Annotated in this window: 14 protein-coding genes; 11 read left to right on the plus strand and 3 right to left on the minus strand. The window is 57.2% G+C overall.

Features of this window, described 5'->3' with window-relative positions; genetic code table 11:
• Positions 1-2: 2 nt before the first annotated feature.
• Complete coding sequence (locus SynSYN20_RS13585) at positions 3-497, plus strand: MEKHLA domain-containing protein (RefSeq protein WP_186524096.1); 495 nt, start codon at positions 3-5, stop codon at positions 495-497.
• Positions 498-526: 29 nt separating this feature from the next.
• Here the strand turns inward: SynSYN20_RS13585 and SynSYN20_RS13590 are convergent, their stop codons facing one another.
• Positions 527-1,840 (minus strand): NRAMP family divalent metal transporter, encoded by a 1,314-nt coding sequence (locus SynSYN20_RS13590; protein ID WP_186524097.1) that lies wholly within the window; start codon positions 1,838-1,840, stop codon positions 527-529.
• A 424-nt stretch (positions 1,841-2,264) separates the two neighbouring features.
• Between SynSYN20_RS13590 and SynSYN20_RS13595 the strand changes: the two genes are divergently transcribed.
• The 10 genes from SynSYN20_RS13595 to SynSYN20_RS14580 all read left to right on the plus strand — a co-directional run bounded on the left by SynSYN20_RS13595 (position 2,265) and on the right by SynSYN20_RS14580 (position 12,181).
• Positions 2,265-2,699, plus strand: coding sequence for an Hsp20/alpha crystallin family protein (locus SynSYN20_RS13595; protein WP_186524098.1), 435 nt, complete (start codon positions 2,265-2,267; stop codon positions 2,697-2,699).
• A gap of 174 nt (positions 2,700-2,873) precedes the next feature.
• Positions 2,874-4,010, plus strand: coding sequence for a TRAP transporter substrate-binding protein (locus SynSYN20_RS13600; protein ID WP_186524099.1), 1,137 nt, complete (start codon positions 2,874-2,876; stop codon positions 4,008-4,010).
• On the plus strand, positions 4,007-4,576 hold the full coding sequence (locus SynSYN20_RS13605; protein WP_186524100.1) for a TRAP transporter small permease subunit: 570 nt from the start codon (positions 4,007-4,009) through the stop codon (positions 4,574-4,576). Before SynSYN20_RS13600 ends, SynSYN20_RS13605 begins: the two co-directional genes overlap by 4 nt.
• Positions 4,577-4,590: 14 nt before the next feature.
• Positions 4,591-5,964 carry a TRAP transporter large permease subunit gene (locus SynSYN20_RS13610; protein ID WP_186525671.1) on the plus strand — a complete coding sequence of 458 codons (1,374 nt, stop codon included), beginning with the start codon at positions 4,591-4,593 and terminating at the stop codon, positions 5,962-5,964.
• A gap of 36 nt (positions 5,965-6,000) precedes the next feature.
• Positions 6,001-7,776 carry a diflavin flavoprotein gene (locus SynSYN20_RS13615; RefSeq protein WP_186524101.1) on the plus strand — a complete coding sequence of 592 codons (1,776 nt, stop codon included), beginning with the start codon at positions 6,001-6,003 and terminating at the stop codon, positions 7,774-7,776.
• Positions 7,776-9,605: a diflavin flavoprotein gene (locus tag SynSYN20_RS13620; RefSeq protein ID WP_186524102.1), complete on the plus strand. Its 1,830-nt coding sequence runs from the start codon at positions 7,776-7,778 to the stop codon at positions 9,603-9,605. Before SynSYN20_RS13615 ends, SynSYN20_RS13620 begins: the two co-directional genes overlap by 1 nt.
• Before the next feature lie 91 nt (positions 9,606-9,696).
• Entirely contained in the window at positions 9,697-10,410 is a 714-nt protein-coding gene (locus tag SynSYN20_RS14615; protein WP_186524103.1) for a rubrerythrin family protein, read from the plus strand.
• 57 nt (positions 10,411-10,467) lie between these two features.
• Positions 10,468-11,010, plus strand: coding sequence for an NADPH-dependent FMN reductase (locus SynSYN20_RS13630; RefSeq protein ID WP_255476286.1), 543 nt, complete (start codon positions 10,468-10,470; stop codon positions 11,008-11,010).
• Entirely contained in the window at positions 11,007-11,750 is a 744-nt protein-coding gene (locus tag SynSYN20_RS13635) for a pirin-like bicupin family protein (protein ID WP_186524104.1), read from the plus strand. The genes SynSYN20_RS13630 and SynSYN20_RS13635 overlap by 4 nt, the downstream gene beginning before the upstream one ends.
• A 224-nt stretch (positions 11,751-11,974) precedes the next feature.
• Positions 11,975-12,181: a hypothetical protein gene (locus SynSYN20_RS14580; protein ID WP_255476287.1), complete on the plus strand. Its 207-nt coding sequence runs from the start codon at positions 11,975-11,977 to the stop codon at positions 12,179-12,181.
• A gap of 12 nt (positions 12,182-12,193) precedes the next feature.
• On the opposite strand, the gene SynSYN20_RS13640 is transcribed toward SynSYN20_RS14580, so the two are convergent.
• Both SynSYN20_RS13640 and gcvP read right to left on the minus strand, forming a co-directional pair.
• Complete coding sequence (locus SynSYN20_RS13640; RefSeq protein WP_186524105.1) at positions 12,194-12,463, minus strand: hypothetical protein; 270 nt, start codon at positions 12,461-12,463, stop codon at positions 12,194-12,196.
• 94 nt (positions 12,464-12,557) lie between these two features.
• The gene (gene gcvP, locus SynSYN20_RS13645; protein ID WP_186524106.1) at positions 12,558-15,494 is read right to left on the minus strand and encodes an aminomethyl-transferring glycine dehydrogenase; all 2,937 of its coding nucleotides are present in this window, start codon (positions 15,492-15,494) and stop codon (positions 12,558-12,560) included.
• Positions 15,495-15,562 lie beyond the last annotated feature (68 nt).

Below are 15,562 nucleotides of genomic sequence, written 5' to 3' on the forward strand. Positions count from 1 at the left end.
TCATGACGGGCATGATTTCAAGCACCACAACGCCTTGGTTGAGGCCCGACACCCAGGCGTTAATCAACCGCTTGCTGATCTCCTATCAACGGGCCTTTGATCAACCCCTACTGGTGGGTGATCAGGGCATTCAGTTCCAGCGCACAGCAGCGCAAGAGGTTTTCGCGAGTTCTATCGCTGTGTTGGCTCATGACCACAGTGCTGACCCGCTGCTGACTTATGCCAACGGCACTGCCCTGCGGCTCTGGGGGCGTAATTGGCAGACCATGGTGGGCATGCCCTCCAGGCTGACGGCTGAAGAAAATGCGCGACGTGAGCGAGCAAGCGCCCTTCAGCAAGCCCATCAACAGGCTGGCTTCAAGGGCTATTGCGGGGTTCGCGTGAATCAAGAGGGCCGGCGTTTCATGATTCACAACGCTCGAATCTGGCCCCTCTTGAACACAAATAATGAGTTCTGCGGTCAGGCCGCTGCTTTTTCCAGCTGGTGGTGGCTTTAAGAACTGAAGTGAGCGGAATCACTGCGCGTTCAGGCACCCCAGCCAAAAGCCGACCAACCGATAAACAGCAAGCTAAAACCTGTCAAAAAGGTCAGGCCAAACCAAGTGAGTACTTGCATCGCAGGACCATCGCGATGCTCCACAGCCACTAAGTCACTGTTCATCGTGTCCATCGCCATCCAGGCAAAGACCGGAGCTGTCAGAAAGCTTCCTGTCATTGCACCAAACACGAAATCTTTCACTCCAATCCCCCCGCTGAACGCAAACAGAAGGGCCACCAATGCAGCGAAGAGATGAAGAACTAACCAAACAGTGAGCCGACGTTGCTGAGGAGCCGAGGCCAAATCCCCTCGATCAGAGCCCTGAAGCAAGCCTTGGATCGCCGAAATACTGCGTGGATAGGCATCTAAACAAACAAGCGAGGTGCCAAACATTGCCGCAAAGGCAGCTGGAACAATCACCCAAGCCGCCCAACCACCCATCGCTTCGGTGTACAGGCGAATGAGATTTTGAGCAAAAGACACCCCACTTCCGGCAAACATTCCCTCCCCGGTTCCATACATCGTGTAAGCCCCCAAAATCACAAAGAGGGTTGCTGTGACAACAGTGACCACATAGCCAAGGTTGAAATCAAATTCGGCTTCCTTAAACGTGGCTTGATGATTGCTATCTACAGCGCGAGAGAACATCCACAACGACGGCCACACGCACATCTCCACCGGACCGGGCATCCAACCCATTAAAGGGATCAAGAACGCCAAATTTGCTGCTGTCCAGGGAGAGGGAGTCGTGCTCAACCAGGTCGCTGCCACATCCCCAGCAGGGCCTCGAAACAACAGCGTCATTGCTGCCACTCCAGAAAGAATGGTCAACAGAACAACCAGCACTTTCGAAAGACGATCCAGCACTCGGTAGTGGCCAAGTAGAAGGATCAGACCACTCACCGCCAGCACGGCGATGGCCAAGGCAAAAGTATTGAAATTCGCCAAAATCGGCACATTGGTGAGCAAAAGACCAGCGACGAAGCTGACTGCAGCAATCGTGAGCGTTCCGGTCACCAGGCTGACCAAAAGATAAAGGGGAAGGTAGAGGCGATTACGACGCTGGAAGCCCTCCAACAACGTCAATCCTGTGGCTGCAGTAAAGCGAGTGCCCACCCGTAGGAATGGATACTTCACCAAATTGGTGAGCAGGATCAAGCCCAACAACGCAAAACCAAACCTGGCTCCAGCCGTTGTGGATGACATCAAATGAGACCCGCCAATACAGGCTCCCGCCATCAAAATGCCCGGACCTAAGCTCTGCCTCAAACCAGCGAATGAACGTGAGGCGGAGGTGGTCATAGGAAATGAATGGTTGACGGCCATTCTCCTATTAAGCCTCACGTCATGGACCATCCGTTCATCGGACGAGATCAAGATGCGGCACGCTTTGAACGAGCATTCGTAACTATCGAACACCAACGCAGCCGGGAAGCCGAGCCTGCCTAATGAACAAGGACTCAATCTTCTTCCTTCGAGATGTGCTTTGCGGCGATCTCCAAAGAGTTTGCAAGCGAGAGACTTCGCTTTTCAATGAGCGGAGGATTGTTCCATATCAATCACAGTTCGGCTCTCACCACTTCTCAGTAGCAGCAACCGAACTTGGTGGTCTAGGCCGTACCAAAATGGGCGGTTCTTACACTCCCAGTTGAGATCAATTCAGCGCAGATTGGCGGAGCGGGAAACACAAACTTCCTGAATTTCACAGCCAATTTGAGATTGACCCATGATCACCCTTCGTACATCACCCTTCGATTTGCTGGATCGCCTGGAGCAGCAAGTTTCACAAGCTGAGCGCGTTCCTGCTGCTGAAGTGATCGAAACCAACGCCAGCTATACCGTGCGTCTAGAGCTGCCTGGCGTCGAACATGACTCGATCGACGTTAAAGCCACGGATCGTTCGCTTGTGATCAGCGCTGAACGACAACCCACCATCTCCGCTGAAGACAACACACTCCAAACCGAGACAGACGCAGCCTCAAACGCAAATGCGCAGCAACTGCTCAGCGAGTTCCGGACGGGAACGTGGAGTCGCAGTTTTCGCTTCGCCAAGCCGCTCGATCGCGACCAATTGGAAGCCTCCTATCGCGACGGCATTCTTGAGATCAGGGCGGCAAAAAGCGACAACCGCACCACCGTGTCGGTGAAGGTAGAAAGCTGAAACAGAGTTGAACGTCAGTTCAAGAGCACGAGTAGAACGCACGCAGACAACGGAAAAGAGGTATCGGGCTCCTCGCCATGGCGGGGGGCCTTTTTGATGGATATGAAAGAACTGCTCGATAAAATCCACAGCTGTTCCGTCGATTGATCGACGGGCTTCTGGAGGATGCAAGCCATGCAACGACGGCAGCTGCTTCGCAGCGGTGGTCAGGCGGTAGCGGCAGCCGCTGGCTCTGCAGCTTTGAGCGCCTGCACGATCCGCCGAGCGGAAGAGACGCGCAGCAGCGGCCTACCCCAAGTGCGCTGGCGGATGGCCACCAGCTGGCCTGTCTCACTCGACACGATCTACGGAGGTGTCGTCACGTTCTGCCAACGCATCGAGGAGATGAGTGGTGGCGCCTTCCGCATCGAACCTTTCGCCGCGGGTGAAATTGTTCCCGGAATGGAAGTCCTTGATGCAGTCCAGGCCAGGTCTGTCGAATGCGGCCACACTTCGAGTTTCTATTACATCGGCAAAAATCCAGCTTTTGCCTTTGGCACAGCGGTGCCGTTTGGGCTGTCTGCCCAACAGCAAAACACCTGGCTGTATTACGGGGGCGGCAACGAAGCCATGAACGCCCTGTTTGCCGATTTCGGAGTGATGAGCTTCCCTGCTGGGAATACAGGCGGGCAGCTGGGAGGTTGGTTTAAAAAACCGATCGAGAACCTGGCATCCCTTCAGGGCTTGAAGATGCGCATCCCCGGACTGGGGGGAAAGGTCATGGCCAAGTTAGGGGTGAATGTCCAAGTGCTTCCTGGAGGCGAGATTTACCTGGCTTTAGAGCGAGGCACGATCGATGCCGCCGAATTCACCGGCCCCTACGACGATGAAAAGCTGGGGTTAGCCAAAGCCGCTCAGCACTATTACTACCCAGGTTGGTGGGAGCCAGGTCCAACGCTGATGGCGCTGGTCAATCGCAAAGCCTGGTCTGAGCTCCCCAAGGAATACCAAGCGATGTTCAGTGCAGCCTGTTTTGAAGCCAATCTGGGGATATTGAGCGATTACGAGCGGCGAAACAGCGAAGCTCTACAACGCATCACCCGCCAAGGCATCAAGCTCGAGCGCTACAGCGACGACATCCTGAGGGCGGCCCGTCGCGCTAGCGCAGAAATTTTCAAAGAACTCGCGGATGCGGATGCTGGCTTCAGAGATCTCCTGGAACGCTGGCGCCTCTTCCGCCGTAAGGCCAGAACCTGGAACACCATCAACGAATTACCGCTCGCTGAATTTGATGACATCAGCGAGGGCAATCAACCAGGAGATCAGCGATGAACGGTCGCTTCGCAGGTCTCGTGCGCGCGATCGACGGGCTGAATGCCGCCGCAGCCTGGCTAGCGCGCTGGGCAGTGTTGCTGATGCTCGCCATCGGCTTCTGGAATGTGGTGGGGCGGTATGTGGGGTCAGCGATCGGAATCAACCTCAGCAGCAATGGCCTGATCGAAGCCCAGTGGTATTTGTTTGCCCTAATTTTTCTACTCGGACTGGGCTGGACGCTGCAAAAAGGCGGCCACGTTCGCGTTGATGTCCTGCAAAACCGCTGGAGCCCCCGCCGCCGGGATCACCAAGAGCTCAGCTCTTTACTGCTGTTATTGCTGCCCTTCGCCTTTGGCGTGATGGCCCTATCGATCGCACCGGCACTTCGCGCTTGGAATATTGGAGAGATGTCTCCCGATCCGGGTGGCTTACCCCGCACATGGTTAAAGACTCTGATCCCAGTGGGGTTTCTGTTGCTGGGCCTCCAAGGAGTGGCGGAAGCCTTGCGGCTGTGCTGGAAGCTGATGCATGGGGATGAGCCATCCGATGGTCAGCAACCAAGGCAGGGAGGCCCTGACCTGTGATTGAAATTGAAGCGATGGGTTGGGTGCTGAGTTTCGACCCCTCAGCGGTCCTCGCGCCCGGGATGTTTCTGGCCCTGATCGTGGCCCTGCTGAGTGGATTCCCCGTGGCCTTCTGCCTGGGAGGGATCGGCGTGATTTTCGCTTTGCTGGGAATGCTTACCGGCGAAATCGAACCTCAATTCGTCACAGCGCTGCCCCAACGGATTCTGGGAATCATGGGCAACTTCACGTTGCTGGCGATCCCCGCTTTCGTGTTTATGGGGTCGATGCTGGAAAGCTCGGGCATCGCCGAACGCTTGCTCGAGAGCATGGGTCGCCTCCTGGGACGCGTCCGCGGCGGACTGGCCCTCGCCGTGGTGCTGGTTGGCTCACTGCTTGCCGCCACCACCGGAGTGGTTGCTGCAACGGTTACCACCATGGGAATGATTTCTCTGCCAGCCATGTTGAAGGCTGGCTACGACAAAACGCTGGCCACGGGCGTGATCGTGGCATCGGGAACCCTGGGGCAGATCATCCCTCCCAGCATCGTGCTCGTCGTCCTCGGCGATCAGTTGGGAATCTCGGTTGGAGACCTCTTCATGGGCGCCTTGCTTCCTGGCCTGTTAATGGCTGCGGTGTTTGCGATCTATGTGCTGGTCATCAGTGCGCTCAAGCCCGAACTCGCCCCCCAACGTCCTCAAGCTGAACTGGGCGCCACCCAGCCGCTGCAGCTGGTGCAATCGATGCTGCCGCCCTTGTCCTTAATCCTGATCGTGCTGGGGAGCATCTTTTTCGGCATCGCCACCCCAACGGAAGCGGGCGTGATTGGTGCGGTAGGCGCAATCCTTCTGGCCGCTCTCAATGGAGGCTTCAGCCGCAAGCAACTCTCCAACGTGTGCGAAAGCACGATGAGAACCACGGCCATGGTGATGGCCATCCTGCTGGGATCCACGGCCTTCAGTCTTGTCTTCCGCGGCGGCGTCGGCGATCAACTCATTGCTGACGTGCTCCTCAACCTCCCGGGAGGTCGGGTTGGATTCCTGGTGTTCAGCATGCTGATCATCTTTTTGCTCGGCTTCTTCATCGATTTCTTTGAAATCGCATTCATTGCAGTGCCGTTGCTTTTACCAGCAGCGCGGCAGCTGCTGGGCCCCGATGCTCTGATCTGGTTTGGCGTGATGATCGGGGCCAATCTGCAAACGTCCTTTCTCACCCCACCCTTCGGATTCGCTCTCTTCTATCTCCGCGGCGTTGCACCCAAGGAGGTGAAAACCCGGGATATCTATCGGGGGGCCTTGCCTTTTGTTGGCTTGCAGGTGGCCGTTTTGGCTTTGATCATCGCCGTTCCAGGATTAGTGGACTGGTTACCTCGCCTTACAGCTGCGATGACACCTGGACCATTGACCTGACGTTCTTCGTAGAGTTGAGGCCAGCGAGTAACTGCTATGGCCATCTCCAGCTTGAAGCCATCAGTGACTGCATCCAGCACCAGTCCGAGGCTCTCCCTGCAATCGGAAGTGATTGCGGCTGACAGCAGCACGATTCGTTCCCTCGACTGGGAGCGGAGTCGTTTTGATATTGAATTTGGCCTGCGCAATGGCACCACCTACAACGCGTTTCTGGTGCGGGGTGAACACACCGCCCTGATTGATACGAGTCACGCCAAATTTCGCGACACCTGGTTGCCGCTCTTAAAGGAGCAAATCGATCCCAAACAGATTGATTACCTGATCGTGAGCCATACCGAACCAGACCACTCAGGGCTGATTGGCGACCTGATTGACCTGAACCCTGAGATCGAAATTGTTGGATCGAAGGTGGCGATTCAATTCCTAAACGACCAGGTCCATCGTCCGTTCCGCTCTCGAGCGGTCAAAAGCGGAGAAGAGCTCGATCTCGGCATCAATCCTGAGAGCGGCGTGCAGCACCGCTTTGAGTTTTTAAGCGCGCCCAACCTGCACTGGCCAGACACGATTTTTTCGTTTGACCATGGCAGTGGGATCCTTTACACCTGCGATGCCTTTGGGCTGCACTACTGCTCAGAAGAGGTCTTTGACAGCGACCCTGGCGCCATTGCCCCGGATTTCCGCTTCTACTACGACTGCTTGATGGGGCCCAATGCCCGCAGCGTGCTTCAAGCCCTCAAGCGTATGGATGGGCTGCCCGAGATCAACACGATCGCAGTGGGTCATGGCCCTTTGCTTCGCCACCACCTCAGCCACTGGATCAACGATTACCGCGAATGGAGCGGGCAACGCAATAAGGGCGAAAGTTACGCAGCGGTCTGTTATTTGAGCCAATACGGCTTCTGTGATCGCCTGAGTCAGGCGATTGCGCACGGCATCGGCAAAACCGACGCCCAGGTTCAGCTGATCGACCTGCGCGCCACCGACGCCCAAGAGCTCACAGCTCTGATCAGTGACGCCAAAGCTGTGGTGGTTCCCACCTGGCCAGCAAGCCCTGATGCTGAACTACAAAGCAGCATCGGCACGTTGTTGGCTGCCTTGCATGGCAAACAGCTCGTGGGGGTCTACGACGCCTTTGGTGGGGATGATGAGCCGATCGATTCCGTAGCCGGACAACTCCGCAGCCAGGGACAGAAGGAGGCCTTTGCTCCCCTGCGCATTCGCCAGCTTCCGCAAGGTGGCGACTACCAGCGTTGCGAAGAATCCGGCACCGACCTCGGCCAGCTGTTGACACGCGACAAAACGATCGCGGCCATGAAGAGCTTGGATGGCGATCTCGATAAAGCGCTAGGCCGTCTCAGTGGAGGGCTTTATGTGGTCACGGCCAGCCAGGGCGATGGCGACAGCCTGCGCCGTAGCGCGATGGTGGCGAGCTGGGTCAGTCAGGCCAGTTTCACGCCACCAGGCATCACCGTGGCCGTGGCCAAAGACAGGGCAATCGAGGCTCTGATGCAGGTTGGCGACCAATTTGTGCTGAATATCCTCCGAGAGGAGAACCATCAACAACTTCTCAGATATTTTCTCAAGCGCTTCCCACCCGGCGCCGATCGTTTTGCTGGCATCAATGTGTTGGAGGAGGAGGCCGAAGGCGGTCCCGTCCTCGGAGACGCACTGGCCTACCTGGGTTGCCGCGTGGAACAACGCATGGAAGGCCCCGATCACTGGGTGATTTATGCCGTGGTGGAACAGGGGAACGTGGCTGATGCCAATGCGATGACTGCCGTCCATCACCGCAAAGTAGGGAACCACTACTAATGGCAACATCGAACCTCGAGGCCCCTGCAGCAACGACGCGGCAAGTAATCAGCCTGCCCATCGATGACGGACTCACTTGCCTGCGGGGGCTGAGTCCTCAACGGCTCCGATTCGAATTGGAGTATGCACTGGAGCGGGGCAGCACCGCCAACAGTTTTCTGTTTGATGCGGGCACGGATGGCGAGGGCCAGCAACAATCCGCAGTGCTGGTGCATCCTCCCGGCAAGGCCTATGAGAAGGCATTCCTCCCGGCTCTTGCCGGCCTGCTTCCCGCCGAAACCACCGCACTCAAGGTGGTGGTTGGCCACGTCAATCCCAACAGGGTGGCCCTTCTCCGTGACCTGGCCAGCCTGTATCCCGATCTCGAACTGGTTGCCTCCAACGCTGGAGCCAAGCTCCTGGGGGAACTCTGGTCACAACGCAAACCTGCACCCCCGGGACAGGAGAGCGAACAGCCAGAGATCCCGGACCTGCCAGCCATCCAGGTGATCCGCCTAGAGCAAACCCTCTCTCTCAGCCATCGGCACCAGCTTCAACTCGTTCCCGCTCCCACCCCCAGATGGCCTGGGGGTCTGCTGGCGTTTGAAGAATCCCTCGGACTACTGATGAGCGGCAAGCTGTTTTCGGCGCACATCTGCACCCATGAATGGGCTGAATCGGGTCGCAGTGCAACGGAAGAAGAGCGGCGTCACTTTTACGACTGCCTCATGGCACCGATGGCGGGCCAGGTGGACTCGCTTGTGGAGCGCCTTGAAGAGCTGGACATCACCACGGTGGCGCCGGGTCACGGTCCAGCCATCGACACCAGCTGGCGCAGTTTGTTCAATGACTACAGGCGCTGGGGAGAAAGCCAACAGCAAGCCAGCTTGTCTGTTGCACTGCTCTTTGCAAGCGCTTACGGAAACACGGCTGCCATCGCTGATGCCTTAGCTCAGGGTGTTGGTCGCACGGGGATTCGCATCACCAGTCTCAACTGTGAATTCACACCTCCCGACGAGCTGATCAACACGATCAAACAAGCAGACGGCATTTTGATCGGCTCACCAACGCTCGGCGGCCATGCGCCAACCCCGATCGTCTCCGCCTTAGGGACACTTCTTGCCGAGGGGGACCGCAGTAAGCCCGTGGGCGTGTTTGGCAGCTTTGGCTGGAGCGGTGAGGCCATCGACCTGCTGGAGAACAAGCTTCGTGACGGCGGTTTTCACTTTGCGTTCGACCCCATCCGGGTGAAGTTCAGCCCCGATGCAGCGATGATTCGAACCCTCGAAGAAACCGGCACCCGGTTCGGTCGCGAGTTGCATCGAGAGCAACGCAAACAGCAGCGACGTAGCGGCGGCGGGCTCAGTGAAAGCCGCAGTGACCCTGCCGTGCTGGCCCTGGGTCGGGTCGTGGGGTCTCTCTGCGTTCTCACCGCGCGAAAGGGTGAGCTCTCCGGCGCCATGATTGCGAGCTGGGTCACCCAAGCCAGCTTCACGCCACCGGGATTCACCGTGGCCGTTGCGAAAGATCGAGCCGTTGAAGCCCTCCTGCATATCGGCGATTGCTTTGCCTTAAACGTGCTCGCCGAAGGGCGCGAGAGCGGGCCCATGAAGCAATTCCTGCAACCGTTTGAGCCTGGAGCGGATCGCTTTGCCGGCCTGGAATTGAAAGCCAGTCCACGGGAACAGCCCTTGCTGCCAGAGGCCTTGGCCTGGATGGAAGCAACGGTGAAACAACGCATGGAATGCGGCGATCACTGGCTGATATACGCCGAGGTCTCCCATGGAGGCGTGCTCGATTCCGAAGGCGGCACGGCGGTGCATCAGCGGCGCAGCGGAGCGAACTACTAACGGACTCCACGAAGCAAGCCCATTGACCCTGAGCCCTAACTCATAGCGAGTATGAGATAGGGCTAGTATCAAATGATCGGCTCATCAATCTATGGATCTCTCCAAGCCTTCCACCCAGGCCAACATCGAAGCGGCCTTTGGCGGCGAAAGCATGGCCAATCGCAAGTACCTGTTTTTTGCCGATGTCGCCAAGAAACTCGGCCGCAGTGATCTCGCCAAACTCTTCCGCGACACCGCCGCCCAAGAAACAGAGCACGCCTTTGCTCACTTCCGCCTGCTCCATCCGGAGCTCGTAGTCAGTGACCCCAATGCGCTCAGCGACGTCGACAAACAGGTCTTGCTCAGCCGCTGCCTTGAGCTTGCCATCGAAGGCGAAACCTACGAATACACCACGATGTATCCGGAGTTTGCTGCGCAAGCCCGCAACGATCGTGATCACGGAGCTGAAGCTGAGTTCAAGGAACAGACCAGCGAATCCAAAGAACACGCAGGCATCTTTAAAACTGCAGCCAAAAACTTTGGCTTGCTCACGCCTATCGAACAGCACCATGCCGAGTCCTATGGCGTTGCCCTCCAAGCCCTTCAAGGCAAGGGCCAAGCGGGACAGGCCGATGAGCCGGTCGCCGGCAAATGGATCTGCAAGGTGTGCTCGATGATTTATGACCCTGCCGAGGGCGATCCCGACTCCGGAATCGAGCCCGGCACACCGTTTGAAGCGATTCCAGATGATTGGTCCTGCCCGATTTGTGGTGTTCGCAAAGCCAGCTTCGTGCCTTACCGGGAAGCGGAATTAAAGACCGCCTGACGTTCTGCGACGGCAACCATGCCCTGAACGCAAAGACATCCTGCAAAATTCAACGTCATGGTGGAAATTCTGGGCATGAGCAAAGCAAATACAAGCGATGTGCTGGTGATCACCGCCAGCAACGGCGAAAACCTCAAGCTGGCCCTGCGCTTCGTTGAGACCGCAGGCACCCTGGGCCAATCAGCCGATCTGCTCGATCTCACGACCATCGACCTGCCCTTGTTCACCCCAAGAGCTCAAGCGCAGGTCACTCCGGAGGCGATTGCCCCGCTCGAAGCCCAACTCAAAGCCGCCCCCCGCTGGGTGATCTGCGCACCGGAATACAACGGCTCGATCCCGCCCTGCCTCACCAACGCCATTGCCTGGCTGTCTGTGCAAGGCGATGACTTCCGGGCGCTCTTCAACAGTCGGCCGATCGCAATCGCCACCTTCTCAGGAGGCGGAGGCATGGAACTTCTCCTCTCTCTTCGCATCCAGCTCACCCACCTCGGAGCGGAGGTTGTGGGTCGTCAATTGCTCAGCAATCACTCCAAACCAGCCAAGGACGACAGCATTCAGGACCTGCTGCATCGCTTAGGACAAAAACAACCGATTCAATGACTAAGGCCCACAGCACAAACCATTCAACGCTGGTCTTCCGTCCAGCCCAAGAACGCTTTCACAGCGTTCGCGACTGGCTTGAGTCTTGGCATAGCTTTTCGTTCGCCGGTCATCACGATCCCAACTGGATGGGATTCGGCCCCCTCCTGGTGATCAATGACGACACGATTTCCGCAGGACGGGGTTTTGGCATGCATTCCCATCACGACATGGAAATCATCACGGTGATGATCGAAGGAGAACTCCAACATCAGGATTCGGCCGGAAACAGCGGCGTGATTCAGGCTGGAGATGTGCAGCGGATGAGCGCCGGAACCGGAATCATGCACAGCGAAATCAATGCAAGCGCACAACCCTGCCGATTGCTGCAGATCTGGATCGAACCCAATCATCAAGGACTCGAGCCTGCCTATGAGCAACGCAGGATTGCCATCACCGATCAACACTGGATCCCTGTTCTGGATCCAAACAACAGCAAAGCCATGGCGATTGCGCGACCCGTTCAGCTCTGGCGCCTAAAGCTTGCTCAAGGCAAAAGCATTCAACTGCCAGCACTCGCCTATCCACAGGCCTGGATTCAAATGATCAACGGCGATATCTCTATCTCAGGCGTCACCAACGCATCCCATTTGGCCCTTCGCAGAGGAGATGGGCTCGGATTTCATCTAGGCCGAGCAGACATGCACCAAATTCATTCCTCGAGTGAGCAAACCGACTTGCTCCTGTTTGGGCTGGGTTGAACAAGTGTTATTTGATACAACAAGCTCAAGGCTTTTGCTGTACCGAATATCATCAGAGTGGATTTCATCCAACGCTTAAAAGGCCAGATATCTGATCGAACCATCAAAAACATTCAAATTCTGACAATCAATAAGCGAAATCTAAAGAAAATCACCTGCTAGCACTTAATTTTATTTTTTTGCCTTGAAATAACACATCTAACCACTCATCAACCCAAGCATCCATGGGATTCCTTGGCAAACCACAATTCGCGGTGCGCTACCGCGGATTTATTTTAATGCAGCAACCAAATCAGAGCTGGTTGGTGCGACCAGAACGAAGCCCCATGCAACTCCTCCCATTTAGGACAACCATTTGTTCACTTGAAGATGCTAAATCCCTCGTGGACTGGAAACTCGAAGCCAGCCCAAACTTGAGAGAAGTTGCCTAACAAAACACTGTTTCAAGCAGCTTGTGGCGGGGTTGGAGATCCATGGGGCTGCATGGGCAACACCAAAGTTGCCCAACGCTCTGGACGCTCCGGGCGTACTCGGCGGGAACGACGCACTCCGAAAGGAACACGAACCACGTTGGTGCCCTCGATTACGAGAGTATGACCTCTGCCTAATGCTGCCTGGAGGCACTCGGGGATCTCAGGCAAGTGAGGGGAATCGCCTACCGAAGTTGGGGTTACCGATCCTTGACCGTGAATGTTGAAAATGTCGCTGCTCATGTTGTCTCCTGAGACGGAGCAATTGCCGATCAGTATGCAAACAGGTCAGCATGCGTGGTTGGAATCGAAACGTTTATTTCCGATTTCCGTGAACTTAACGCATTGCAAGGGGTTCGGCCATCTCTTCAACGCTTGGACAGGTGCAAATCAAATTTCGATCGCCATAGGCATTGTCGATGCGTGCCACGGAAGGCCAAAACTTGTGGCTGGCTTGTTCAGGAAGCGGAAATGCAGCCTGCTGCCGGCTATAAGGACGATCCCAGCTATCCGCTGTAACCGCAGCCAAGGTGTGCGGTGCACGGCGCAGAGGATTGTTCTCCCGATCACTGGATCCGTCTTCGATTGCTGCGGCTTCAGCGCGGATGGCAATCATCGCGTCGCAAAAGCGATCCAGCTCTTCCAAGCTCTCGCTTTCCGTAGGTTCCACCATCACCGTGCCCGCCACAGGCCAACTCACCGTTGGGGCATGAAAGCCAAAGTCCATCAAGCGTTTCGCCAGATCATCCACTTCCAATCCAGCGGTTCGCTTCAAGCCCCGCAGATCAAGAATGCATTCATGGGCCACCAGGCCACTCTCCCCTCGGAACAGCACGGGGTAGTGAGCATCCAAGCGACTCGCTAAGTAGTTAGCAGAGAGAAGGGCGATCGCTGTGGCCTGACGCAGGCCAAAAGGGCCCATCAAACGCAAATACATCCAGCTAATTGGCAAGATGCCTGCACTTCCCCAAGGGGCAGCAGACACGGCCTGAATGGCCTGCTCTCCACCACAGTCCATCAGAGGATGTCCGGGTAAAAAAGGCAGAAGATGCGCTGCCACTCCAATCGGACCGACCCCCGGCCCACCACCACCGTGAGGAATGCAGAAGGTTTTGTGCAAATTCAGATGGCAGACATCAGCCCCAAAGGCGCCAGGCCTGCAAAGCCCCACCTGCGCGTTCAAGTTGGCCCCATCGAGATACACCTGCCCTCCATGCTCATGAACGAGCGCACAGATTTCGCGAATCCGCACCTCAAACACGCCGTGCGTTGAGGGATAGGTGACCATCAAGGCCGCGAGAGATGCGCTGTGTTGCTCAGCTTTGGCGCGCAGATCCTCCACATCCACATTGCCCTCGTCATCGCAGGCCACCGGCACCACGCGCATGCCCGCCATCACGGCGCTCGCTGGATTGGTGCCGTGGGCACTCGTTGGAATCAAGCAAACGTTTCTAGACGCCTCGCCGCGGGAGCGATGCCAGGCACGAATCACAAGCAGACCTGCGTACTCCCCTTGCGATCCAGCATTGGGCTGGAGCGACACACCGGCAAAACCGGTGAGTGCCGCCAACCAGGTTGCAAGGTCTTGAACCATCCGCTGGGACCCCTGCTGCTGCTCGAGCGGAGCGAAGGGATGCATCGCCGCAAACTCCCGCCAACTCACAGGCACAAGCTCTGAAGCCGCATTGAGCTTCATGGTGCAACTCCCCAGGGGAATCATTCCGTGCACCAAGGAAAGATCCTTACTCACCAATCGCTGGATATAGCGCATCAGCTCGGTTTCACTGTGGTAACGGTGAAACACCGACTGTTGAAGCCAGGGCGCTTGGCGAGAGGGAACGCCACTTAAAGGAGCATCCGTGCTCAGCTCACCGAGATCCGTTGGGACTGGAGCCTCTACCGCTTGTGCCAAAACCGCGATGAGACGCTTGATTTCGTCCGAATCCGAGAGTTCATCCAGGCTGATTCCAAAGCCCTTAGCCGTCTCGACTGAGGCTCCGTCCGGCAAGACACGGAGATTCATGCCTTCGCGTGCTGCCAGGCGATGGACCTGGGGAGCCATCGATCCGTAGACATCAAAACTGTCAAAACGAGGCGTGGCCTCAAGCGAATACCCCAGCTGACGCACCGCCTCTTCGAGCTGAAGCCGCAGGGCCACAAGCTTGTGAGCCATCGCTTCCAGCCCTTCAGGGCCGTGATGGATGGCATAAAACGAGGCCATCACAGCCAGCAGCACTTGGGCCGTACAAATATTGCTCGTGGCTTTGTCGCGTCGGATGTGCTGCTCGCGGGTCTGCAAGGCCAACCGAAACGCTGGCTGGCCATCAGCATCGCGAGACTGGCCGACAATCCGGCCAGGCACCTGGCGGCGAAACGCATCGCGGGTGGCAAAAAAGGCGGCATGGGGACCGCCACCGCCCATGGGCACTCCAAAACGCTGGGTGCTGCCAACAGCGATGTCGGCACCCAGCTCACCAACGGGTGCAAGCAACACCTGGGCCAGGGGGTCGACCGCCACCGTGACAAGGGCTCCGCTGTCATGGGCAGCGGCAATGCAGCCGGAGGGATCCCAAAGCCGCCCACAACGTCCTGGCAATTGGAGCAACACCCCAAAGACATCATCACCCCAGCGGAACGAGTCGGGCTCCACCACATCCAGCTCCACCCCAATCGGTAGGGCCCTGGTTTGCAACACGGCCAAGGTCTGAGGCAACACAGCTGCGTCCACCAAAAAGCGCTTGGCCTGCGGCCGGCGACAGGCGGCAAAGCTCAGGCCCATCGCTTCTGCCGCGGCAGTGCCTTCATCGAGGAGCGAGGCGTTGGCGATCGGCAAGCCAGTGAGCTCGCTGATCAGGGTCTGGAAATTGAACAACGCTTCCAAACGACCCTGAGCGATCTCAGCTTGGTAGGGCGTGTAGGCCGTGTACCAAGAGGGGTTTTCGAGCACCTGACGCTGAATGACCGCTGGCGTCACGGTGTCGTAGTAACCAAGACCAATCAGCGATCGCCTGAGCTGATTGGCGTCAGCCAAGCCACGCAGCTCCGCCAGAGCACTGGCTTCCGTACACCCTCGGGGAAGGTCCTCAACAGGAGGAAGTGCATCAAAAATATTGGCCGGAACAACCGCACGCAGAAAGGAATCGAGATCCTCAAATCCCAGGGCCTTCAACATCCGTTGTTGCGCCTGATCCCCGGGTCCGACATGCCGGCTCACGAATGGAGACAGGGTCTCTGCCACCCACGCGTTAGACACACGCTGTTCAAGCAAGGTCAAAAGGCCGGATGCGGAGAGGGCGACTGTAAGGAAGTCCCCGCCGCATTGACGGCTTAATCAAGCCTCGG

It is taken from the genome of Synechococcus sp. SYN20 (genome assembly GCF_014279555.1).
Lineage (GTDB): Bacteria > Cyanobacteriota > Cyanobacteriia > PCC-6307 > Cyanobiaceae > Synechococcus_C.